This window comes from Vibrio sp. WZ-1, assembly GCF_052037695.1.
Classification (GTDB): domain Bacteria; phylum Pseudomonadota; class Gammaproteobacteria; order Enterobacterales; family Vibrionaceae; genus Vibrio.
Genome location: NZ_JBQEQR010000076.1, coordinates 315,348 through 339,002, shown reverse-complemented (window position 1 = coordinate 339,002; position 23,655 = coordinate 315,348). Strand labels below are relative to the sequence as shown.

Sequence of the window (23,655 nt, the reverse complement as noted above, 5' to 3'; positions counted from 1 at the left end):
AAGTAACAATTACTTAGTGAAAGCTGCTGATAAAATATAATGTAGAAGGTGAGTGGTTTTGGCCGCTCACCTTTTTCTTTAGATAGAAAGGTTTACAGGAACAGGAAATGAGTCATCCAATTGAACAGTTAGAACAAATCATGGCGAAGCTGCGTGACCCAGAAAGCGGTTGCCCTTGGGACTTAAAGCAGACCTTCGACACCATTGTTCCGCACACCATTGAAGAAACCTATGAAGTGGTGGATGCGATTCAAAACCGCGATTGGCCGAACTTGCAAGAAGAGTTGGGTGACTTATTGTTTCAAGTGATTTTCTACAGCCAAATGGCGAAAGAGCAGGGACTGTTTGATTTTTCTGACGTGGTCGAAACGGTTAACGAAAAGCTGACTCGTCGTCATCCGCATGTTTTTTCTGATGTAGAGTTCGAATCGGATGATGAAATTAACGCAAACTGGGAAGCGGAAAAAGCGAAAGAGAAAGCTCAAGTAGGCAAAGCTGAAGAAAGTATTCTAGACTCAATACCAAACTCTCTACCTGCACTTTCGCGTGCCACAAAGATCCAGAAAAAGTGCGCCAAATATGGTTTTGATTGGGACTCGCTTGGTCCGGTTGTTGGAAAAGTGCAGGAAGAAATTGAAGAGGTGATGGAAGAAGCGCTTCAAATTAATCCGGATGAGGAAAAGGTTGAGCTTGAATTAGGCGATCTTTTATTTGCAACTGTGAACCTGTCGCGTCACTTAGGGAAAGACCCAGAAGTGGCACTGGCAAAGGCTAACTTAAAGTTCTCGAAACGCTTTAAAGGCGTGGAAACTAAAGTTGCAGCGCATGGTAAGCAGCTCACAGACTTTACGCTAGATGAGCTTGATTCTATGTGGGATGAAGTGAAGCTAGATGAACAAAGATGAAAATACATGAATACGCGACTTTGATTTGAAGCAAAAAATAAAAAATTGCAGTGTGATAGATTTCACGTTGTGGCGTTAAGGAGCTTCTGGTATATTTACGTCCCGTCCAGAAGCACTCCATTTCCCTCATTCAACCAATTTCAGGTTAAACATGACGACAAATTACATTTTTGTTACTGGCGGGGTTGTATCCTCTCTAGGTAAAGGTATTGCAGCAGCATCTCTTGCAGCTATTCTAGAAGCTCGTGGTCTTAAAGTGACTATGATGAAGCTTGACCCTTACATCAACGTTGATCCAGGCACAATGAGCCCAACTCAACACGGTGAAGTGTTCGTTACGGAAGATGGCGCAGAGACTGACCTTGACCTTGGTCACTACGAGCGTTTCATTCGTACCAAGATGACGAAGCGCAACAACTTCACTGCTGGTCGTGTTTACGCTGACGTTCTACGTAAAGAGCGTCGTGGCGATTACCTAGGTGCAACTATTCAGGTTATCCCTCACATCACTAACGCTATCAAAGACCGCGTAATCGCAGGTTCTGAAGGCCATGATGTTGCTATCGTTGAAGTCGGTGGCACAGTAGGTGATATCGAATCTCTACCATTTATGGAAGCGATTCGTCAGCTTGCAGTAGAACTAGGCCGTGAACGCGCAATGTTCATGCACCTAACGCTAGTCCCTTACCTAGCAGCTGCAGGTGAAGTGAAAACTAAGCCAACTCAGCACTCTGTTAAAGAGCTGCTATCTATCGGTATCCAACCTGATATTCTAGTTTGTCGTAGCGATCGTATGATCCCAGCGAACGAGCGTAAGAAAATTGCTCTTTTCTGTAACGTACAAGAAAAAGCAGTTATCTCAATGAAAGATGTAGATTCAATCTACAAGATCCCTCAGCTAATCAAAGCTCAAGGTCTAGACGATCTTGTTTGTGCTCGCTTTGGCATCAATGCGCCAGAAGCTGATCTGTCTGAGTGGGAACAAGTAATTTACGAAGAAGCTAACCCAACGGCAGAAGTGACGATTGGTATGGTTGGTAAGTACATTGAACTACCAGATGCATACAAATCAGTAAACGAAGCGTTGAAACACGCTGGTCTTAAGAACCGTCTGAGCGTTAAGATTCAGTACGTTGATTCTCAAGATGTAGAGAACAAAGGCGTTGAGATCCTAGAAGGTCTAGACGCAATCCTTGTTCCTGGTGGTTTCGGCGACCGTGGTATCGAAGGTAAGATTCGCGCTGCTCAATACGCTCGTGAAAACAACGTTCCTTACCTAGGTATCTGTCTAGGCATGCAAGTAGCACTGATCGAATACGCGCGTAACGTAGCGGGTATGGAAGGTGCACATTCAACAGAATTTAACAAAGACACTAAGTACCCTGTGGTAGGTTTGATCACAGAATGGGTTGATGGCGAAGGTAAAGTTGAAGAACGTACCGAGAAGTCTGATCTTGGTGGTACTATGCGTCTTGGTTCACAGCTGTGTCACCTAGAAAAAGGTACGAAAGCTCGTGAACTATACGGCAACGCGACAATTCATGAGCGTCACCGTCACCGTTACGAAGTAAACAACAATCTTCGTCCGCAAATCGAAAAAGCAGGCCTTAAAGTATCTGGTCTGTCAGCGGACAAGAAACTGGTAGAAGTAATTGAGAACCCAGCTCACCCATGGTTCGTAGCGGCTCAATTCCACCCAGAGTTCACATCAACACCGCGTGATGGTCACCCATTGTTCGCAGGTTTCGTAAAAGCTGCTGGCGAATACCAGCGTGGCGATTTCGAGAAGTAAGTAAGGAATACAGGCAGTAACGTAAGCTGTGTTGCTGCCTTTAATTTTGACATTATATATTCAACGAGAAGGAAACATTCAATGTCTAAGATCGTTAAAGTTCTAGGTCGTGAAATCATCGACTCACGTGGTAACCCAACTGTAGAAGCTGAAGTACACCTAGAAGGCGGTTTCGTAGGTATGGCGGCAGCTCCATCTGGCGCATCTACTGGTTCTCGCGAAGCTCTTGAGCTACGTGACGGTGACAAAGCACGTTTCCTAGGTAAAGGTGTTCTTAAAGCTGTTGAAGCTGTAAACGGCGCAATCGCTGAAGCTCTAGTTGGCAAAGACGCTAAAGACCAAGCTGCAATCGACGCAGTAATGATCGAACTAGACGGCACTGAAAACAAATCTAAGTTCGGTGCGAACGCTATCCTAGCTGTTTCTCTAGCAAACGCTAAAGCTGCAGCAGCAGCTAAAGGCATGCCTCTATACGAGCACATCGCTGAGCTAAACGGTACTGCTGGTCAGTTCTCTATGCCTCTACCAATGATGAACATCATCAACGGTGGTGAGCACGCTGATAACAACGTTGACATCCAAGAGTTCATGATCCAACCAGTTGGTGCTAAGACTCTTAAAGAAGGTCTACGTATCGGTGCTGAAGTATTCCACAACCTAGCTAAAGTTCTTAAGTCTAAAGGCTACAGCACTGCAGTTGGTGACGAAGGTGGTTTCGCTCCTAACCTTAAGTCTAACGCTGAAGCTCTAGAAGTTATCGCAGAAGCTGTTGCAGCTGCTGGTTACGAACTAGGTAAAGACGTTACTCTAGCTATGGACTGTGCTGCATCTGAGTTCTTCGACAAAGAAGCTGGCATCTACAACATGAAAGGCGAAGGTAAAACTTTCACTTCTGAAGAGTTTAACCACTACCTAGCTGAGCTAGCTAACCAATTCCCAATCGTTTCTATCGAAGACGGTCTAGACGAGTCTGATTGGGCTGGCTTCAAGCACCAAACTGAACTACTAGGTGACAAACTTCAACTAGTAGGTGACGACCTATTCGTTACTAACACTAAGATCCTTGCTGAAGGTATCGAGAAAGGCGTAGCTAACTCTATCCTTATCAAGTTCAACCAAATCGGTTCTCTAACTGAGACTCTAGCTGCAATCAAGATGGCTAAAGACGCAGGTTACACAGCAGTAATCTCTCACCGTTCTGGCGAAACTGAAGATGCAACTATCGCTGACCTAGCGGTAGGTACAGCTGCAGGTCAAATCAAAACTGGTTCTATGAGCCGTTCTGACCGTGTTGCTAAGTACAACCAACTAATCCGTATCGAGGAAGCTCTAGGTGAGCGCGCTCCTTTCAACGGTCTTAAAGAAGTTAAAGGTCAATAATTCCCCTAGGTTCTAAACTTAGCGAATTATTAGCTTAACGCTTTGAAACGCTCCACTTCGGTGGGGCGTTTTTTTTATCTAAAAAACAGGAACGCTTCGCTTAGAGAGGTTAGAGTGGACTTTGCTTTTTGGCACCTTTCGTCCAACACTCATTTGTCATTCCCTAGAACAGCGAAGGAGAGAGTCGGAAATCTCTTTGTTTCATTTTGCTGCTTTTTTCCTGTAAGGAGCGTGTGAGTCTCTTTTTCTGCCCTAGAGCCAACCACGCATTTATGCTATATATGTCACCTTATCTAATTCCTTCCGGTACAGAATGTTAGCAACGATATGCGAATCTTTGTTATAGCCCTTACGTTACTGTTTGGCTGGCTTCAATATACCCTCTGGTTTGGCAAAAATGGGGTGTCTGACTACTACACAGTAGAAGATGAAATTGAAGTGCAGCAACAAGTAAACAGCAAGCTGCAAGCTCGTAATAACGAGATGTTCGCTGAGATTGATGACTTACGACAAGGTCTTGATGCGATTGAAGAACGTGCGCGACACGAGTTAGGTTTGGTCAAAAATGGCGAGACTTTCTATCGTATTATTGACGAGGACGAGCACTAATATGTCAGAGTTGGCTTTATCTCATATTGCTATTGTACCAGCCGCCGGTGTTGGCAGTCGCATGAAGGCGGACCGCCCTAAGCAATATCTCTTAATCGACGGAAAGGCGGTATTAGAACATACCGTAGAGAAACTTCTTTCTCACCCAAAGATTTCCAAGGTTGTCGTGGCGATTACCGACGGCGATCCATATTACCCTGAACTGTCCATTGCTCAGCACCCTGATGTGATCCGTGTGGCTGGTGGCAAAGAAAGGGCAGACTCTGTGCTATCAGGGCTAAACTATGTAAGTGCACACCTAGAAAGCACGTGGGTCTTGGTCCACGATGCAGCAAGACCGTGTGTATTAAAATCCGACATTGACCGTTTGATTGATGTTTGTTGCGCTCATCCAACGGGGGGCATCCTCGCCTCTCCAGTGAGAGACACCATGAAGCGAGCAAACACCGCACAAGACATCGATCATACGGTAGATAGAGAAGCATTGTGGCATGCACTAACCCCACAAATGTTTAAAACTCAGCAACTAACACAAGCGCTGACTGACGCATTAGAACAAGGTGCCACCATTACCGATGAGGCTTCGGCTCTGGAATGGCTAGGTGAAAAGCCCGCTTTGGTTCAAGGGAATGCGAACAACATAAAAATTACTCAGCCAGAAGATCTTGCGTTAGCCGAGTTTTATCTAAGCCGTGAGCGCGGCGAGTAAACAAAGGATAGAAAATGATTCGAATTGGTCATGGTTTCGATGTACATAAATTTGGCGGTGAAGGCCCAGTTATTATCGGTGGTGTTGCTGTACCTTACGAACAAGGTTTGATTGCACACTCAGACGGTGATGTTGCACTTCATGCGTTAACGGATGCTCTATTAGGCGCTATTGCTGCGGGTGATATTGGCCGTCACTTCCCAGACACGGATGACAAATGGAAAGGCGCAAATAGCCGTGAATTATTGAAAGACGTTTACCGTCGAGTCAAAGAACAAGGCTACCGTCTTGGTAATGCAGATGTCACTATCATGGCACAAGCGCCGAAGATGGCACCGCACATTGACGCAATGTGTGCAGCTATTGCCGAAGACCTCGAAACCGATATTAGTAACATTAACGTAAAAGCTACGACGACAGAACGTCTTGGTTTTACTGGACGCAAAGAAGGCATTGCAACGGAAGCAGTTGTACTTCTGTTTAAGCAATAACTAGCAATTTGCTCCTCTAAGCTGTGATATCAGCGGAAACACATCATGTCAGACATTTTATCTTCATTGGCTTACCTAACAGGTAAGCCAGTTGCATCTGCAAAAATCAAAGCGCAGCCAGAGCACTTTCAGGTTAGCGAAGATTTAGGTTTTGCCTTTACGGGTGAAGGCGAGCACTTAATGGTTCGTATCCGTAAAACAGGTGAGAACACCAGTTTTGTTGCTAACGAACTAGCAAAAGCCTGTGGTGTTAAGTCAAAAGACGTTAGCTGGGCGGGCCTTAAAGACCGTCATGCCGTGACTGAACAGTGGCTAAGTGTGCATTTACCAAAAGGTGATACGCCAGACTTTTCAGCATTTTTGGCACAATACCCAAGCATCGAAATCCTTGCCACAGACCGTCACAATAAAAAACTGCGTCCAGGTGACCTAGTAGGGAACGAGTTCGTGGTTACTTTGTCTGAAGTGACAGATGTGACGGATGTTGAGCAACGCCTTGAAAAAGTGAAACAAGTGGGTGTGCCGAACTACTTTGGTAGTCAGCGTTTTGGTAACGATGGCAATAACCTAGAAGAAGCACGTCGATGGGGACGCGAGAACGTTCGTACTCGTAACCAAAACAAGCGTAGCATGTATTTGTCAGCGGCTCGTTCTTGGATCTTCAACCGCATCGTTTCAGCTCGTCTAGAAAATGGTGTGTTTGATAAATTCATCGATGGTGATATTGCGCAGACAACTTCTGGCACTCAGTTGGTGGATGCAAGTAACATCGCAGATCTACAAGCACAATTTGCTCAAGGTGCAGTGGCAATTACCGCAGCCCTAGCAGGTGATAATGCGCTGCCAACTCAAGCGGATGCACTTACTTTAGAGCAACCTTTCTTAGATGAAGAGCCAGACTTGATGGCTTTGATTCGTGGTAACCGTATGCGCCATGATCGTCGTGATATTGCACTTAAGCCACAAAACTTAGCTTGGACTGTCGATGGCAACAACATCACACTAACGTTTTCGCTAGATGCAGGCTCATTTGCGACTTCAATCGTGCGTGAGTTGGTCATCGAAGAAAAGGTAGAAAGAGAATACTAATGGAAATGGATTCACCAAACGCGAAGTCATTGAGAATACTACTCAGCAATGATGACGGCGTGCATGCTCAGGGAATTCATGCGCTTGCTGATGAACTAAGAAACATTGCTGAAGTGACGATTGTAGCACCAGACCGAAACCGTTCTGGTGCGTCTAACTCACTGACGCTAGAGCAACCATTACGAGTGACCGAGATTGCGCCTAAGACTTTCTCTGTGCAAGGTACGCCAACAGACTGCGTGCACTTCGCGCTGAATGAGTTGATGAAAGATGACTTGCCTGACCTTGTGTTGTCAGGCATCAATCACGGCGCTAACCTAGGTGATGATGTGCTGTACTCCGGTACGGTGGCTGCTGCGATGGAAGGACATTTTCTTGGTGTTCAGGCGATTGCTTTTTCTCTAGTCGGTAAACAACATTTTGAATCGGCTGCTAAAATTGCTCGCCAGTTGGTTGAGCAGCATCTGATCCGCCCAATTCCAACCAATCGTTTATTGAATGTAAACGTGCCTGATCTTCCGTTTGAAGAACTTGGTGAGATAGAAGTGACTCGCTTGGGTGCGCGTCATCACGCTGAGAATATGATTAAGCAGAAAGATCCGCGCGGACATGATATCTATTGGCTCGGTCCTCCGGGCAAAGAGCAAGATGCTGGCATCGGTACGGACTTTTACGCAATTGAACATGGCTTTGTTTCAATCACACCACTGCAGGTCGATCTCACTGCTCACGAGTCGCTGCGCGCAATGGATAGTTGGTTAAAGGAAGAGAATTAATGATTAACCCACATGCTGACAGGTTGATAGCATTTCTTATCTCCAGTGGCATCAGTGATCAACGTGTGTTGGATGCGATTTATCGACTGCCGCGTGAGAGTTTTGTCTCACAAGCAATGATGCACCAAGCATACGACAACAATGCGTTACCAATTGGTCAGGGACAAACCATTTCTCAGCCTTACATCGTGGCGAAAATGACAGAGTTGTTAGATTTAAAATCGGACAGTAATGTTTTAGAAATCGGCACGGGCTCGGGTTATCAAACGGCAGTTCTCGCTCAAATTGTGGATCATGTCTATTCCGTTGAGCGAATCAAATCTCTGCAATGGGACGCTAAGCGTCGCCTGAAGCAATTAGATATTTATAACGTATCGACCAAACATGGAGATGGTTGGCTCGGATGGAAAACGAAAGGTCCGTTCGATGCGATTATCGTGACTGCAGCTGCGGAAAGTGTTCCCCAAGCACTTTTATCTCAGCTGAAAGACGGCGGTAAGATGATCATTCCTGTTGGTGAAGAAGAGCAACAGCTATTAAAAATTGAACGTCAGGGTGAACAATATCTGTCAACCGTGGTAGAAATGGTAAGATTTGTGCCATTAGTTGCAGGTGATTTGGCTTAAAGGTTAAAGACTAGGTGAAGAAGTTATTACATCGTTTTGGTATTAGCTGTTTGTTAGCTGCAGGACTGGTTGGTTGCGCGGCTCACTCACCTGCACCTGTCTCAAGCATAAATAAAGATTACTCAACGGTAGAGCGCGGTAGTTATCGAGGCAGTTACTATGAAGTAAAGAAAGGCGATACCCTTTATTTTATAGCTTACGTCACAGACAAGGATGTAAAAGAACTGGTTCGTTACAATGAACTTGACGCACCTTACACGATCTTTCCGGGCCAGAAGCTAAAACTTTGGGCTCCGAAATATAATTCACCTAAATTTGGTCATAAAGTTGAACCCGTTGTCCCACCAGTGGTTGTGGTGAAACCTGCTCCAGTGACTAAAACATCAACAGCGTCAAAGTCGTCAAATTCAAGTAAAAGCTCTACTCAACAACCTAAGCCAACTACGACAAAAGTTGCACAAAAACAGCCGCCAAAGAAGGTTGAACAATCGAAATCAAAAGAGTATGTTGGTTCAAAAGGTAACCAAAATGTTAAGAAGCCAGCGCCTACAACGACAGTAAAAAATGACAAAGTGTCTAAGTGGTTGTGGCCTACAAAAGGGAGAGTAGTTAAGAATTTTTCAGCGGGCGAACAAGGAAATAAAGGCATCGACATCGCAGGACAGCGTGGTCAACCTATCGTTTCAACCGCAACCGGCACCGTTGTGTATTCTGGTAATGCGCTACGAGGTTATGGCAACTTAATAATAGTTAAACATAACGAAAATTATTTAAGTGCATACGCTCACAACGATCGATTGCTGGTCTCAGAAGGTCAAAGTGTTAAAGCTGGACAAAAAATCGCGACCATGGGTAGTTCGGGTGCGAAATCGGTTAGGCTTCACTTCGAAATTCGTTATCAAGGTAAGTCCGTTAATCCAAAGCGGTATTTGCCTTAAAACTTTGAATAACAACTTGCGACATCATTTAGCGACATATTGAGTTGTCATGTCTTGCTAACTCGCCAGGGGGAGGCGTTATGAGTATCAGCAACACAGTAACCAAAGTTGAAGAGTTTGATTATGAAGATGCAGCAGTAGGCCGCATTAATAACGAACTTACAAAATCACCATCCAAAAAAGAGAAGAGCTCGCAAAGAGAGGAATTTGATGCGAGTAACAAAAGCTTAGATGCAACACAGCTTTATCTAGGTGAAATCGGCTTCTCACCTCTACTCACAGCAGAAGAAGAAGTACTTTATGCTCGACGTGCATTGCGTGGCGATGAAGCTGCTCGAAAGCGTATGATTGAAAGTAACTTACGTCTGGTAGTGAAGATCTCTCGTCGTTACAGCAATCGCGGTCTAGCACTGCTTGATCTTATCGAAGAGGGCAACCTAGGTTTGATCCGTGCGGTAGAGAAGTTTGATCCAGAACGAGGCTTCCGTTTCTCAACTTACGCGACGTGGTGGATCCGCCAAACGATCGAACGTGCGTTGATGAACCAGACCCGTACCATCCGATTGCCAATTCATGTGGTTAAAGAGCTGAACATTTATCTGCGTACCGCGCGTGAACTTTCTCAGAAGCTCGACCATGAACCAACAGCAGAAGAGATTGCTGCACAGCTAGATATCCCAGTAGAAGACGTAAGCAAAATGCTTCGCCTTAACGAGCGTATTAGCTCAGTTGATACACCAATCGGTGGCGACGGTGAGAAAGCGCTGTTGGATATTATTCCGGACGGCAACAATTCTGACCCAGAAGTTTCAACTCAAGACGATGACATCAAGGCTTCTTTGATCCATTGGCTAGAAGAGTTGAACCCAAAACAGAAAGAAGTGCTTGCACGTCGTTTTGGTCTGCTTGGCTATGAGCCATCAACACTTGAAGAAGTGGGACGTGAGATTGGTCTAACACGCGAACGTGTTCGTCAGATCCAAGTGGAAGGGTTGCGTCGACTACGTGAGATCTTGATTAAGCAAGGTCTGAATATGGAAAATCTTTTCAACGTAGAAGATGATTAGGTAGAAGCGCTATAGAGGCGAGTTCAGAACAAACAAAAGGCTATGGGGTACCATAGCCTTTTTGCGTTTTACTGGATAAGTTCAGGAACTAGAGCATCTTCTTCAAGCGGTAAAGCTCTTCCAATGCCTGACGCGGCGTTAGATCGTCAGGATCGATATTCGACAATGCTTGTTCAACATCACTTGGTTCTGGGATCAAGCTGAGTTGGTTTGCCACATCGACCGTACTAGGGCGAGGCGAATCATTGTCTTGACCTAATTGTTCAAGTTGCGACAGCTTGTTACGCGCATTCTTAATCACTGGCTTTGGAACACCAGCTAAACCAGCAACTGCTAGACCATAAGACTTGCTTGCCGCACCTTCTTGAACTGCATGCATAAAGGCAATGCTGTCACCGTGTTCAACCGCATCAAGGTGAACGTTGGCTAGGTTTGGCAGTAGGTTTGGCAGCTCAGTCAGTTCGAAGTAGTGCGTTGCGAACAGCGTCATTGCACCAATCTGAGTTGCAAGCCATTCTGCACTTGCCCATGCCAAAGACAGACCATCGTAAGTACTGGTACCGCGACCGATCTCATCCATTAGTACCAAGCTGTTCTTAGTAGCGTTGTGAAGAATGTTGGCTGTTTCAGTCATTTCTACCATGAAGGTTGAGCGACCAGATGCCAAATCATCAGATGCACCGATACGAGTAAAGATGCGGTCTAGAGAGCCAATATGAGCCGATTCTGCAGGTACGTATGAACCAATGTGAGCCATCAAAGCAATCAATGCGGTTTGGCGCATATAGGTCGATTTACCACCCATGTTTGGACCAGTGATGATCAGCATTTTACGGTTTGAACTAAGCTCAATCGGGTTGGCAATAAATGGTTCGCTAGTCACTTGTTCAACGACAGGGTGACGGCCGGCTTGAATGCTGATGCCCGCTTCTTTATCCAAAGTTGGGCGACAGTAATCAAGTGAATCTGCACGCTCGGCTAGGTTTTGTAATACGTCTAGCTGAGAAATCGCCGAAGCAAGGTTTTGCATCTTCTCAAGGTTTGGCATCAACAGATCAAACAGCTCTTCCCACAGTTTCTTCTCTACTGCTAGCGCTTTTGACTTTGAATTGAGAACCTTATCTTCATGCTCTTTCAACTCTGGAATGATGTAGCGTTCAGCGTTTTTCAGTGTTTGGCGACGGACATAGTGTGGTGGAACCAAGTGGCTTTGCCCACGACTTACCTGAATGAAGAAACCATGTACAGCGTTGTAGCCAACTTTTAGGGTGTCGATACCATGACGTTCGCGTTCGTCAGCTTCGAGTTTTTCTAGATACTCGGTTGCGCCATCTGCAAGTTTACGCCATTCATCAAGTTCCGCGTTGTAGCCCTCCGCAATCACGCCGCCCTCGCGAATAACTACTGGTGGGTTTTCTTTGATTGCGCGCTCTAGCAAATTGCATACTTCATCCATTGGCGCAGCGAATTGAGCCAGCTTTTTAAGGTATGGGTGAGCGAGAGAAGAAGTGACAGCTTCCAACTCTGGCAGTTGTTGCATCGCATGGCGTAGACGAGCCATATCGCGCGGACGTGCCGAGCGAAGCGCCAAACGAGCAAGGATACGTTCAATATCACCAATCTGCTTGAAGATAGGTTGAATGTCGGTGAACAAACTTTGATCTTTGATTTCACCAATCGCATCAAGACGGTTGTTGAGGGTATCTACACATCGCATTGGTTGATGCAACCAGCGTTTCAGCATTCGGCTGCCCATAGGGGTTGCACAGTGATCAAGAACTTCAGCTAGTGTATTATCAGTGCCGCCAGATAGGTTTTGCGTCAGCTCTAAGTTGCGACGTGTTGCCGCATCAAGAATGACGGAGTGATCTTGGCGATCAAATGTCAATGAACGAATGTGCGGCAAAGCAGTACGCTGAGTGTCTTTTACGTACTGGATCAAACAGCCAGCAGCACACAGACCAAGTGATGCGTGCTCAACACCAAAGCCAACCAAATCGCGCGTGCCAAATTGTTGGTTCAGCTGCTGTTTTGCAGTATCGAGTTCAAACTCCCAGACAGGACGACGGCGGTTACCGTTGCGATTCGACATCAAATGTACGGGGTCAAAATCTTCAGGGAAGAGTAACTCACGAGGTGCGGTACGTTGCAGTTCAGCGGCCATCGCTTCTTCGGTTTCTGGCTCAACCAATTGGAAGCGACCGGAGGTCACATCTAAGGTCGCATAACCGAATTTTCCGTTGTGATGGTAAATCGACGCAATCAGGTTATCGATACGCTCAGATAACAGTGCTTCATCCGTCACGGTACCTGGCGTTACGATACGTACCACTTTACGTTCAACCGGGCCTTTACTGGTTGCTGGATCGCCAATCTGTTCACAGATCGCCACAGACTCACCAAGCTGAACAAGTTTGGCTAGGTAACCTTCAACGGCGTGGAATGGAACGCCAGCCATAGGGATAGGTTCACCTGCCGATGCGCCGCGTTTGGTCAACGAAATATCAAGTAATTGAGATGCACGTTTCGCATCATCATAGAAAAGTTCGTAGAAGTCGCCCATGCGGTAGAACAGCAAAATTTCTGGGTTCTCAGCCTTTAGCTTGAGATATTGCTGCATCATCGGAGTGTGTTTTTGTTCAGCTTTCACAGGTAAGTACTTTTGTTTATTTCCGTAGCGGCTTAGGATACGTGAATCCCTATCAAGTAAAAAGAGACAAAGGGCATTTTTGGCTATGGAAAGAGCAACAAAATTGAGTGCCGATTTAGGTGCGTTATTGGCTAAGCACGGGCATGTTTTAACGACAGCGGAATCATGTACAGGTGGTGGTGTTGCAACCGCTATTACAGATATTGCTGGTAGTTCTGCTTGGCTAGACCGTGCGTTTGTGACTTACAGTAACGAAGCCAAAATGGAGATGCTTGGCGTACAAGCTGCAACGCTAGAAGCGCATGGTGCAGTGAGTGAGCCAGTTGTAATTGAAATGGTACAAGGCGCAATTAAAAACTCAAATGCTACCATCGGCGTGTCCATCAGTGGTATTGCAGGGCCGGGTGGGGGCAGTAAAGAAAAGCCCGTAGGTACAGTCTGTTTTGCTTTTGCTGATAATCAAAATTGGCAGCTGGTAGAAACCAAGCATTTCACCGGTGACCGTGCCGAAGTTCGCAAAAAAGCGGTCGAGCATGCACTGACTCAACTGCACCAGCATTTGATCTAGAATTTCTCAAATTGCGTTAGCCCAGCATTGATAAGGGCTAGAGCAAATCATAACTTTAGGTCAGCTAAATTTTTTTCATACAGGTATAGACACTGTATGAATCAACAGTATAATAACTTTCATTGCTGAGCAGTTCTTCTGCTTAAGAAAAATGAATTACTATTCGTCGCCCAAAGAAGATGAATAAATCGGAGAAAGTAATGGACGAGAACAAACAGAAAGCGCTCGCCGCTGCGCTAGGTCAAATTGAAAAGCAATTCGGTAAAGGCTCTATCATGCGCCTTGGTGATAACCGCGCAATGGACGTAGAAACCATCTCAACGGGTTCTCTTTCTCTTGATATCGCTTTGGGTGCTGGTGGTCTACCAATGGGTCGTATCGTAGAAATCTACGGTCCAGAATCTTCAGGTAAAACAACACTAACTCTTGAGCTTATCGCTGCTGCGCAACGTGAAGGTAAAACTTGTGCGTTTATCGATGCAGAGCACGCTCTAGATCCTGTATACGCGAAGAAACTTGGCGTTGATATCGATGCACTATTGGTTTCTCAGCCTGATACTGGTGAGCAAGCGCTAGAGATCTGTGACGCACTTGCACGTTCTGGTGCTATCGACGTTATGGTTGTCGACTCAGTTGCAGCTTTAACACCGAAAGCAGAAATCGAAGGCGAAATGGGCGATAGCCACATGGGTCTTCAAGCACGTATGCTATCTCAAGCAATGCGTAAGCTAACGGGTAACCTAAAACAGTCTAACTGTATGTGTATCTTCATCAACCAAATCCGTATGAAGATTGGTGTGATGTTCGGTAACCCAGAAACAACAACAGGTGGTAACGCACTTAAGTTCTACGCTTCTGTTCGTCTAGATATCCGTCGTACTGGCGCAATCAAAGAAGGTGACGAAGTAGTAGGTAACGAAACGCGCATCAAAGTTGTTAAGAACAAGATTGCAGCACCGTTTAAAGAAGCAAACACGCAAATCATGTACGGCCAAGGTTTCAACCGTGAAGGTGAACTGATTGACCTAGGCGTGAAGCACAAGCTAGTTGAAAAAGCGGGTGCATGGTACAGCTACCAAGGCGACAAGATTGGCCAAGGTAAAGCAAACGCTTGTAACTACCTACGCGAAAACCCAGAAATCGGTAAGACTATCGATGCTAAGTTGCGTGAAATGCTACTTTCACCAGCACTGCCTGAAGCGCCAGAATCAGCTGAAAAATCAGAGCAAGAAGAAGAGTTTTAATCTTCTGATTGAATTATATTGAACAAAGCCCTGCTATGCGGGGCTTTGTTGTATCTGCTGAAATCAAAACCGTAGGACAATAAAAGTCTGTATAGCAAAAATAGTTTTAGGAACACTATGTACCAAAAGCGTCAAGCGCCGAGCTTATCCAGCAAAGAAGCGGCTATTCAATTATTGAGCCGTCGTGACCATGGGCAATACGAGTTATACCAAAAGCTGGCTCTAAAAGGTTATGAAGAGGCAGAGATAGAAGCGGCAATCAATTTTTGTCTCGACCATAATTATTTGGATGATCTGCGTTATGCAAAAAGCCAAGTGCGCCAGCATGTTTACAAAGGTCACGGTGAGCGCCGCATTCGTCAAGAATTGAACCAAAAGCGTGTGGTAGAATCCATCATTGATATGGCGATGGCAGAAGAGCCACAAGACTGGTTTGAACTGGCAAGAATGGCTGCTGAGAAGAAATTCAAAGGAATTAAAGCCAAAGACCAGAAAGAGTACGCTAAACAGGTGCGATTTCTGCAATATCGTGGCTACAGTTTTGACCAAATTAGCTACGCGCTGAGCTTTGAGGACGAAGATTCATAGTGAATGACTCACGTTGATTTTTGTTTTACCTTAAATTTTTTCTTCTACCCCCTCTTTTCCGCAAGAAAACTAGTCGTAGCTGACTGCATGATCTACAATACGGCAAAATTCTAACTCGACTATTTTCAGGAAGAGCTGCATGTACATGAGCACTGATGAGGTTCGTAACGCGTTCCTCAAGTTCTTTGAGAGCAAAGGACACCAAATCGTAGAAAGTTCATCGTTAGTTCCACATAACGACCCAACCCTGCTGTTCACAAACGCGGGTATGAACCAATTTAAAGATTGTTTCTTAGGCTTAGAAAAACGAGCCTACACTCGAGCGACTACGGCTCAACGTTGTGTACGTGCTGGTGGTAAACACAACGACCTGGAAAACGTTGGCTTTACAGCTCGTCACCACACTTTCTTTGAAATGCTAGGCAACTTCAGCTTTGGCGATTACTTCAAAGAAGACGCGATTGCTTTCGCATGGGAATTTCTAACTGAAACTCTTAAGCTGCCAGCAGACCGTCTACTAGTAACGGTTTACGAGACAGATGACGAAGCATTCGATATCTGGAACAAAAAAGTAGGCGTTCCAGCAGACCGCATTATCCGCATCGGCGACAAGAAAGGTGGCAAACCATACGAGTCAGACAACTTCTGGCAAATGGGTGACACTGGCCCTTGTGGTCCTTGTACTGAAATCTTCTACGATCACGGTGAGCACATCTGGGGTGGTCGTCCTGGTACACCTGAAGAAGATGGTGACCGTTTCATCGAGATCTGGAACAACGTATTCATGCAGTTCAACCGTCACGCAGACGGCACAATGGAACCGCTACCAAAACCGTCAGTAGATACTGGTATGGGTATTGAGCGTATTTCTGCAATCATGCAAGGCGTTCACTCAAACTACGAAATCGATGTATTCCAGGCTCTTATCAAAGCTGCCGCTGAAGTAATCGGTTACGAAGACCTATCAAACCAATCGCTACGTGTTATCGCTGACCACATTCGTTCATGTTCATTCCTGATCGTTGATGGCGTAATGCCTTCAAACGAAGGTCGCGGTTACGTGCTACGTCGTATTATCCGTCGTGCAGTTCGTCACGGTAACAAGCTAGGTGCACAAGGTGCATTCTTCCACAAATTGGTTGGTGTACTAGCAGACATCATGGGTACGGCTGGTGAAGAGCTGAAGCGTCAACAGGCAGTGGTTGAAAAAGTACTGCGTATCGAAGAAGAAAACTTCGGTCGTACACTTGAGCGTGGTATGGCGATTCTAAACGAAGCGCTAGATAACATTTCTTCGCAAGGAACGGACGGTAAAGTACTAGACGGCGAAACCGTATTCAAACTTTACGATACTTACGGCTTCCCAGCTGACTTAACTAATGACGTTGCACGTGAGCGTGAGTTCGCGATCGACGAAGAAGGTTTCGAGAAAGCGATGGAAGAGCAACGTCAGCGTGCACGTGAAGCAGGTAACTTCGGTACTGACTACAACGCAGCAATCAAAGTTGATACGCAAACAGAATTCTGTGGTTACGCTGGCACTAAAGGCTCTGGCTCAGTTGCTGCGATGTTTGTTGAAGGTAACGAAGTCGATTCACTATCTGCAGGCGACAAAGCAATCATCGTACTTGGTGAGACACCATTCTACGCTGAGTCAGGCGGTCAATGTGGTGACGCTGGTGAAATCCGCACTGAGTCTGGTGTATTCCGTGTTGAAGACACTCAAAAGCTAGGCAACGCAATCGCACACCACGGTGTAATGGCAGAAGGCGTGCTAGCGAAAGGTGACGAAGTAGCAACTATCGTTGACGCCGAGCGTCGCGCAGCTATCTCTCTAAACCACTCAGCAACGCATTTGCTACACGCAGCGCTACGCCAATTGCTTGGTGAGCATGTTACTCAGAAAGGCTCACTCGTGAAGGCTGATGGTCTACGTTTCGACTTCTCACACCTAGAAGCAGTAACTGCAGCAGAGCTGAAAGAAGTTGAGCGTCTAGTCAACGCGCAAATTCGCCGTAACCACAAGGTTGAAACCAACGTGATGGACATTGAGTCTGCGAAGAAGAAAGGCGCAATGGCATTGTTCGGTGAGAAGTACGATGACGAAGTACGCGTACTGTCTATGGGCGATTTCTCTACTGAGCTTTGTGGTGGTATCCACGCATCAAGCACGGGTGACATCGGTCTATTCAAGATTACTTCTGAAGGTGGTATCGCAGCAGGTATCCGTCGTATTGAAGCGGTAACGGGTGAGGGGGCGCTAGACGCAATCGAAGCTCAAGCGGCTAAGTACGAAGAGAAACTGGCTGAATCAGCACAGAAAGCGAAATCTCTAGAGAAAGAAATCCAAAAACTGAGAGACAAGATGGCAGCAGCAGAAAGCGCGAACATCATGGGTAAAGTTCAGGATATCAACGGTACTAAAGTACTGGTTGCTGCTCTAGAAGGTGCAGATAACAAGAACCTACGTACTATGGTTGATGACATCAAAAACCAAGTAGGTAGCGGTGTTATCCTTCTTGCGAACGTGAACGATGACAAGATCGGGCTGATTGCAGGCGTAACCAAAGACCTTATCGGCAAAGTGAAAGCTGGTGACCTAGTTAAGATGGTTGCTGAGCAAGTTGGCGGTAAAGGCGGTGGTCGCCCGGATATGGCTCAAGCGGGTGGTACCGATATTGCGGCGCTACCTGCGGCGATTCAGTCTGTACAGCCTTGGCTAGAAGAACGCCTATAATTTTTTAGAAAATGACTTACGCTCAATCAATGTTCTTTGATTGGGCGTAATTTTTTTATGATAACCAAGTGGTTTAATTGACCGTATTTTAACCAGGTCATTTACGCTGCTTGGTTTTTGTTGTAACTACCGCTTATATAATTTTCAACTAGTAGAATATGAGTGGTCCGAATGAGACTTTGGTCTTGGGAAGGTGAAGACTGGTGAAAAAGCCCCTTATCGTGCAAAAGTTTGGTGGAACCTCAGTGGGTTCAATTGAAAGAATCCACCAGGTCGCTGAACACATCATTAAGGCGAAAAATGATGGTAATCAAGTTGTCGTTGTTGTGTCTGCAATGTCAGGCGAAACAAACCGACTTATGGAACTTGCTAAACAAGTAGATAGCGTTCCAACGGCTCGAGAACTTGATGTTTTGCTCTCTGCTGGTGAGCAAGTGTCGATGGCACTGATGGCGATGACTCTCAATAAATTGGGTTACGCTGCGCGCTCACTTACCGGAGCACAAGCGAACATTGTGACGGATAATCAACACAATGACGCGACGATTAAACACATTGATACTTCTACGATTATGGATTTACTTGAACAAGAGCAAATCGTCATCGTAGCGGGTTTCCAAGGTGTGAATGAAAATGGGGATATCACCACATTAGGTCGAGGTGGCTCGGATACGAGTGCAGTGACACTAGCTGGCGCATTAAACGCTGATGAGTGTCAAATCTTTACCGACGTTGATGGTATTTATACTTGTGACCCACGTGTAGTGAAAAACGCTCAAAAGATGGCGGTGATCGATTTTCCTTCGATGGAAGCGATGGCAAGCCGTGGAGCGAAAGTGTTGCACCTTCCTTCTGTGCAATATGCATGGAAGAATAATGTGCCACTACGTGTGCTTTCGACATTTGATGTGAATGAAGGCAGTTTGGTAAAAGGAGAGTCAGGCTTAAAAGCCGTCTCTGGTATAGCCATTCAACGTGACCTTGCCATTATTGAAGTCGATAATGAACATTTGTCTAGCATTACAAAGCAATGTCAGATGTTAGGTATCGACATTTGGAATGTGATCGAGGAAACAGAACGAACAGGTATCATGATAAAACAAGATGCATGTGCCAAGTTGGATCTGGTGTTCCGAGATAAAATCCGTAATAGTGAACTTGTAAGCCTGTTGACCGCTGTGGGGCTAGAAGCCAATGGAATGGTGGACCACGCCTGTGAATTGTTGACACAGCAAGATATTGCGATCAATTTTTGCTCAACGAATGCACTCACTATGATGCTAGTTTTGCCACCTGAATGCGTGGACGCAGCAGCAAACATTCTTCATGATGCTTACGTTACATCTAGTGAAGCATTGAATATTCAGCAAAAACATGCCTTTTTAGGCTAATTTTCGGTAACAAGGTAGTTTACGAAAATATAACTTTTGTTGGATAATAGCTTTGTAGCAAGAAAATTTAGAGATTACTCAAGGAGCAAAGAATGCTAATTTTGACTCGCCGCGTAGGCGAAACACTTATGATTGGTGATGAAGTGACTGTAACTGTACTAGGTGTTAAAGGTAACCAAGTACGTATCGGCGTTAACGCTCCGAAAGAGGTTTCTGTTCACCGTGAAGAAATCTACATGCGCATTCAAGCTGAAAAAGGCAATGGCAACGTTGCTTCTGGTAACTACTAAGCCGCTCCTGTTTACAGAGCTTAGTTTGAATGAAAAAGGCTAGCCAATCGGCTAGCCTTTTTAGTTTCTGATAAATGTCATTTTTTAAGAGAAGACTCTCTTTTTTTCATCATAATAGGGTGGTAAAGTTTGTTTAATGATCACTTTGATTAAATCCGCATCGGTTAAGCGATTTTTGCGTTTTTTTTCAAAGAAAGTGTTTGACATATTTTCGGTAAAACGTAATATGTGCCTCCGCAAGACGGTGAGGTGGCCGAGAGGCTGAAGGCGCTCCCCTGCTAAGGGAGTATACGGTTTATCCCGTATCGAGGGTTCGAATCCCTCCTTCACCGCCATTCTTGCAACGTTGATTTATCAACAAAAAGTGCGTCCTTAGCTCAGCTGGATAGAGTACCTGGCTACGAACCAGGCGGTCGGAGGTTCGAATCCTCCAGGACGCGCCATCTCTCTTATGGGAGATAACAATGAAAACGGTGAGGTGGCCGAGAGGCTGAAGGCGCTCCCCTGCTAAGGGAGTATACGGTTTATCCCGTATCGAGGGTTCGAATCCCTCCTTCACCGCCATTCATTGACTGGCCCGATGGCCTTTTTTTTGTTTCGTAAGAAACTAGTGTGATTTGCTTCACAACTTCTTAGCAAGAAGAACTGCGCGTCCTTAGCTCAGCTGGATAGAGTACCTGGCTACGAACCAGGCGGTCGGAGGTTCGAATCCTCCAGGACGCGCCACTATTTAATAATTCGTTTGATAAACGGGTTATACAAAGTAAAATAAAGATTATTGCGCGTCCTTAGCTCAGCTGGATAGAGTACCTGGCTACGAACCAGGCGGTCGGAGGTTCGAATCCTCCAGGACGCGCCACTCTTTAGGGTTTCCTTGTGAACTCCTGATATTGGTAACACTGATATCGAAAACTGCGCGTCCTTAGCTCAGCTGGATAGAGTACCTGGCTACGAACCAGGCGGTCGGAGGTTCGAATCCTCCAGGACGCGCCACTCTTTAGGGTTTCCTTTGTGAACTCCTGATATTGGTAACACTGATATCGAAAACCGTGCGTCCTTAGCTCAGCTGGATAGAGTACCTGGCTACGAACCAGGCGGTCGGAGGTTCGAATCCTCCAGGACGCGCCACTCTTTAAAAAAGCCTCGCTTATGCGAGGCTTTTTTGTATCTGGCGTTTGGTTATGACACTGTGCGTTTTTCACTTATTCATAGCTATTTATTCGCACCAGATCCTATCTTAAGCTCATGATTCTTGGCTCATTGAACCAACACATGGTTTCGCTTAAATAGTCACCTTGAAGTTTCTGCTTACGGTATCTTTAGCCTGACAGACTGATAAAGACAGATAGACCGCTCAAACATTGATGAAAATAAATCTGTTTCATTATTGTTAATTTGATGTTTTTGTTGTGTTAATTCACTCTATCTTTCTGTTTTTATTTTATTTTCTTTTCCAAGGCTCTTTTCATTTTTAAATCCTAATCGCAGTTTTTATAAGCACTTTAATTTAGTGTGGTTATGGTTTGAACGATCTTATGTTCAGCGATGATTTTCTCTCGAATTGTGATCTAGGTAGTGAATAAATAATCAATATTAAAGATTAATTAAAAGCTTCCTTAAACAAAATTGACAAAATTTAACCAATCGAGATAATCCATTGGTCGGGATTTGACGCTATTAGAGTCCTGCGCATTGTCAGGATGACAAAGAAAGGAAGCAACATGACGAATATAGGAAGCCTGCTAGTAGATGCGGCCACCCTGATGCTAACAGGGATGGCGGTCGTATTTATTTTCCTCACCATTCTAGTTTATCTCGTTCGGCTGATGTCTAAATTGGTACCAGAAGAAGTACCAGCGCCGATCGCAGCACCGAAAACAAATACTAACGTTCAATCAACCTCTTCAGCTGTTAGTCCACAAGTAGTGGCAGCGATTTCGGCTGCGATTCATAAACATCGCGCCTCTGTCGCGAAGTAGCCGAAAATAGGATTAAAAAGGAGTTTAAGAGCATGTCTAAACCACTAGCTATCACTGATGTGGTCCTTCGTGATGCCCATCAATCCCTGTTTGCTACGCGTATGCGTATCGAAGATATGCTGCCTATCGCAGCTGAGTTAGATAAGGTTGGTTACTGGTCGTTAGAGACCTGGGGTGGCGCAACGTTTGACTCGTGTATCCGCTTTTTGGGGGAAGACCCATGGGAGCGTCTACGCGAACTAAAAAAAGCGATGCCAAATACACCAATGCAAATGCTACTGCGTGGACAAAACCTTTTAGGGTACCGCCACTATGCTGATGACGTAGTAGAGAAGTTTGTCGAGCGTGCTCATGCCAATGGTATGGATGTGTTCCGTATCTTTGATGCAATGAACGATGTTCGTAATTTCCAAAAAGCGGTTAAAGCCACGGTAGATGTTGGTGCACACGCGCAAGGAACGTTATCTTACACCACAAGCCCAGTACACAACGCAGATACTTGGGTCGATCTTGCTAAACGTCTTGAAGACTTAGGTTGTCACTCTCTGTGTATCAAGGACATGTCCGGCTTACTTAAGCCTTATGAAGCAGAAGAGCTAATCACGCGCATTAAAGCGTCTTGTGATGTGCCGTTAGCGCTTCATTGCCATGCAACTACGGGTCTTTCTACGGCGACCGCAGTGAAAGCTGTGGAAGCGGGTATCGATATCCTTGATACCGCGATTTCTTCGATGAGCTGTACATACGGTCACACGCCAACTGAAACAGTGGTTGCGATGCTGCAAGGCACAGAGCGAGATACCAATCTGAAATTGGATCAAATTGAGCCTATCGCAGCTTACTTCCGCGAAGTGCGTAAGAAATACGCTAAGTGGGAAGGTCAATTGAAAGGCGTCGATTCCCGCATCCTGATTGCTCAGGTTCCTGGTGGCATGCTGACAAATATGGAAGGTCAACTTAAAGAGCAAGGTGCAGCGGATCGTATAGATGAAGTACTGGAAGAAATTCCACGTGTGCGTGAAGATCTTGGCTTCATTCCGCTGGTAACACCGACGTCTCAGATCGTTGGTACTCAAGCGGTGATTAACGTACTCACTGGCGAACGCTACAAGAGCATCACCAAAGAAACGGCCGGTGTTCTAAAAGGCGAGTATGGCGCAGCACCAGCACCTGTGAACGCAGAACTTCAAGCGAAAGTCCTTGACGGTAAAGAGGCGATTACATGTCGTCCAGCTGATTTACTTGAAGCTGAAATGGAAACGCTTACCGTTGATTTGATGGAAAAAGCGCAGTCTGAAGGTATTAAGTTAGCAAGTGAGCGTGTAGACGACGTGCTGACTTATGCACTATTCCCTCAAGTTGGTCTGAAATTCCTGAAAAACCGTGGTAACCCAGACGCATTTGAACCGGCACCAACGCTAGAAGCAGCAAAACCTGCTGTGGCGCCAGCTGCACAATCTACCGCTGGTGGCGTTGAAACTTATAGCGTTCGAGTTGATGGCCAAGTTTATGAAGTGGAAGTTGGTCCTCAGGGGCAACTAACATCGGTAACGCCAACTGGGGCAGCCGCACCAGCTAAACCTGCAGCGCCAGTCGCTCCTGCTAATAGCACCGCTGAAGCGGTTCCGGCTCCTCTTGCTGGTAACATTTTTAAAGTGAATGTTCAGCCTGGAGCGGAAGTGGCGGAAGGTGATGTTCTTCTGATCCTAGAAGCGATGAAGATGGAAACCGAAGTTCGTGCGGCTCGTGGCGGTGTGGTGCAAGAGCTTAACGTGAAAGAAGGTGATGCCGTTACTGTAGGTTCACCACTGCTGAGTCTGACGTAA

20 protein-coding genes and 7 tRNA genes are annotated in these 23,655 nt (G+C 45.7%); 26 read left to right on the top strand and 1 reads right to left on the bottom strand.

Annotated features, from left to right (window positions below; all coding sequences use genetic code 11):
• The first annotated feature begins 107 nt into the window (after positions 1 to 107).
• The 11 genes from mazG (at position 108) to rpoS (ending at position 10,382) form a co-directional block, all read left to right on the top strand.
• A complete protein-coding gene (gene mazG / locus ACTS60_RS14095; protein ID WP_010450263.1) occupies positions 108 to 905 on the top strand; it encodes a nucleoside triphosphate pyrophosphohydrolase in 798 nt (265 codons plus the stop codon).
• 151 nt (positions 906 to 1,056) lie between these two features.
• Positions 1,057 to 2,697 carry a CTP synthase gene (locus ACTS60_RS14090; protein ID WP_440888736.1) on the top strand — a complete coding sequence of 547 codons (1,641 nt, stop codon included), beginning with the start codon at positions 1,057 to 1,059 and terminating at the stop codon, positions 2,695 to 2,697.
• A gap of 81 nt (positions 2,698 to 2,778) precedes the next feature.
• Positions 2,779 to 4,077, top strand: coding sequence for a phosphopyruvate hydratase (gene eno / locus ACTS60_RS14085; protein ID WP_061788476.1), 1,299 nt, complete (start codon positions 2,779 to 2,781; stop codon positions 4,075 to 4,077).
• Between the two features lie 327 nt (positions 4,078 to 4,404).
• Positions 4,405 to 4,686 (top strand): cell division protein FtsB, encoded by a 282-nt coding sequence (gene ftsB, locus ACTS60_RS14080; protein WP_440888735.1) that lies wholly within the window; start codon positions 4,405 to 4,407, stop codon positions 4,684 to 4,686.
• Between the two features lies 1 nt (position 4,687).
• The gene (gene ispD, locus ACTS60_RS14075) at positions 4,688 to 5,395 is read left to right on the top strand and encodes a 2-C-methyl-D-erythritol 4-phosphate cytidylyltransferase (protein ID WP_440888734.1); all 708 of its coding nucleotides are present in this window, start codon (positions 4,688 to 4,690) and stop codon (positions 5,393 to 5,395) included.
• A 14-nt stretch (positions 5,396 to 5,409) separates the two neighbouring features.
• On the top strand, positions 5,410 to 5,886 hold the full coding sequence (ispF, locus tag ACTS60_RS14070; RefSeq protein ID WP_440888733.1) for a 2-C-methyl-D-erythritol 2,4-cyclodiphosphate synthase: 477 nt from the start codon (positions 5,410 to 5,412) through the stop codon (positions 5,884 to 5,886).
• Between the two features lie 45 nt (positions 5,887 to 5,931).
• On the top strand, positions 5,932 to 6,975 hold the full coding sequence (gene truD, locus ACTS60_RS14065; protein WP_440888732.1) for a tRNA pseudouridine(13) synthase TruD: 1,044 nt from the start codon (positions 5,932 to 5,934) through the stop codon (positions 6,973 to 6,975).
• Positions 6,975 to 7,751, top strand: a complete 777-nt coding sequence (surE, locus tag ACTS60_RS14060; RefSeq protein WP_440888731.1) for a 5'/3'-nucleotidase SurE — start codon at positions 6,975 to 6,977, stop codon at positions 7,749 to 7,751. Before truD ends, surE begins: the two co-directional genes overlap by 1 nt.
• Positions 7,751 to 8,377 carry a protein-L-isoaspartate(D-aspartate) O-methyltransferase gene (locus ACTS60_RS14055; RefSeq protein WP_440888730.1) on the top strand — a complete coding sequence of 209 codons (627 nt, stop codon included), beginning with the start codon at positions 7,751 to 7,753 and terminating at the stop codon, positions 8,375 to 8,377. Before surE ends, ACTS60_RS14055 begins: the two co-directional genes overlap by 1 nt.
• Positions 8,378 to 8,391: 14 nt before the next feature.
• Positions 8,392 to 9,315, top strand: a complete 924-nt coding sequence (locus ACTS60_RS14050; RefSeq protein ID WP_440888729.1) for a peptidoglycan DD-metalloendopeptidase family protein — start codon at positions 8,392 to 8,394, stop codon at positions 9,313 to 9,315.
• Between the two features lie 80 nt (positions 9,316 to 9,395).
• Positions 9,396 to 10,382, top strand: coding sequence for an RNA polymerase sigma factor RpoS (gene rpoS, locus ACTS60_RS14045; protein WP_440888728.1), 987 nt, complete (start codon positions 9,396 to 9,398; stop codon positions 10,380 to 10,382).
• An 88-nt stretch (positions 10,383 to 10,470) separates the two neighbouring features.
• On the opposite strand, the gene mutS is transcribed toward rpoS, so the two are convergent.
• Positions 10,471 to 13,032 carry a DNA mismatch repair protein MutS gene (mutS, locus tag ACTS60_RS14040; RefSeq protein WP_440888727.1) on the bottom strand — a complete coding sequence of 854 codons (2,562 nt, stop codon included), beginning with the start codon at positions 13,030 to 13,032 and terminating at the stop codon, positions 10,471 to 10,473.
• Positions 13,033 to 13,117: 85 nt separating this feature from the next.
• Here mutS and pncC point away from each other — a divergent pair, with 85 nt between their 5' ends.
• The 15 genes from pncC (at position 13,118) to oadA (ending at position 23,655) form a co-directional block, all read left to right on the top strand.
• Positions 13,118 to 13,600 (top strand): nicotinamide-nucleotide amidase, encoded by a 483-nt coding sequence (gene pncC, locus ACTS60_RS14035; protein ID WP_440888726.1) that lies wholly within the window; start codon positions 13,118 to 13,120, stop codon positions 13,598 to 13,600.
• Between the two features lie 200 nt (positions 13,601 to 13,800).
• Positions 13,801 to 14,844, top strand: coding sequence for a recombinase RecA (gene recA / locus ACTS60_RS14030; RefSeq protein ID WP_440888725.1), 1,044 nt, complete (start codon positions 13,801 to 13,803; stop codon positions 14,842 to 14,844).
• A 117-nt stretch (positions 14,845 to 14,961) separates the two neighbouring features.
• Entirely contained in the window at positions 14,962 to 15,432 is a 471-nt protein-coding gene (gene recX, locus ACTS60_RS14025; protein WP_440888724.1) for a recombination regulator RecX, read from the top strand.
• A 139-nt stretch (positions 15,433 to 15,571) separates the two neighbouring features.
• Positions 15,572 to 18,169: an alanine--tRNA ligase gene (gene alaS / locus ACTS60_RS14020; protein WP_440888723.1), complete on the top strand. Its 2,598-nt coding sequence runs from the start codon at positions 15,572 to 15,574 to the stop codon at positions 18,167 to 18,169.
• 203 nt (positions 18,170 to 18,372) lie between these two features.
• Positions 18,373 to 19,560 (top strand): aspartate kinase, encoded by a 1,188-nt coding sequence (locus tag ACTS60_RS14015; protein WP_440888722.1) that lies wholly within the window; start codon positions 18,373 to 18,375, stop codon positions 19,558 to 19,560.
• Positions 19,561 to 19,652: 92 nt separating this feature from the next.
• A complete protein-coding gene (gene csrA / locus ACTS60_RS14010) occupies positions 19,653 to 19,850 on the top strand; it encodes a carbon storage regulator CsrA (protein WP_004415691.1) in 198 nt (65 codons plus the stop codon).
• Positions 19,851 to 20,093: 243 nt separating this feature from the next.
• Positions 20,094 to 20,185, top strand: a tRNA-Ser gene (locus tag ACTS60_RS14005).
• A 31-nt stretch (positions 20,186 to 20,216) separates the two neighbouring features.
• A tRNA-Arg gene (locus ACTS60_RS14000) sits at positions 20,217 to 20,293 on the top strand.
• Positions 20,294 to 20,322: 29 nt separating this feature from the next.
• Positions 20,323 to 20,414 (top strand) — tRNA-Ser (locus tag ACTS60_RS13995).
• Between the two features lie 85 nt (positions 20,415 to 20,499).
• Positions 20,500 to 20,576: transfer RNA gene (locus ACTS60_RS13990), tRNA-Arg, on the top strand.
• Between the two features lie 56 nt (positions 20,577 to 20,632).
• Positions 20,633 to 20,709 (top strand) — tRNA-Arg (locus ACTS60_RS13985).
• A gap of 57 nt (positions 20,710 to 20,766) precedes the next feature.
• Positions 20,767 to 20,843 (top strand) — tRNA-Arg (locus ACTS60_RS13980).
• Between the two features lie 58 nt (positions 20,844 to 20,901).
• Positions 20,902 to 20,978: transfer RNA gene (locus ACTS60_RS13975), tRNA-Arg, on the top strand.
• A 593-nt stretch (positions 20,979 to 21,571) separates the two neighbouring features.
• The gene (locus ACTS60_RS13970; RefSeq protein ID WP_005448441.1) at positions 21,572 to 21,829 is read left to right on the top strand and encodes an oxaloacetate decarboxylase subunit gamma; all 258 of its coding nucleotides are present in this window, start codon (positions 21,572 to 21,574) and stop codon (positions 21,827 to 21,829) included.
• Positions 21,830 to 21,861: 32 nt separating this feature from the next.
• On the top strand, positions 21,862 to 23,655 hold the full coding sequence (gene oadA, locus ACTS60_RS13965; RefSeq protein ID WP_440888721.1) for a sodium-extruding oxaloacetate decarboxylase subunit alpha: 1,794 nt from the start codon (positions 21,862 to 21,864) through the stop codon (positions 23,653 to 23,655).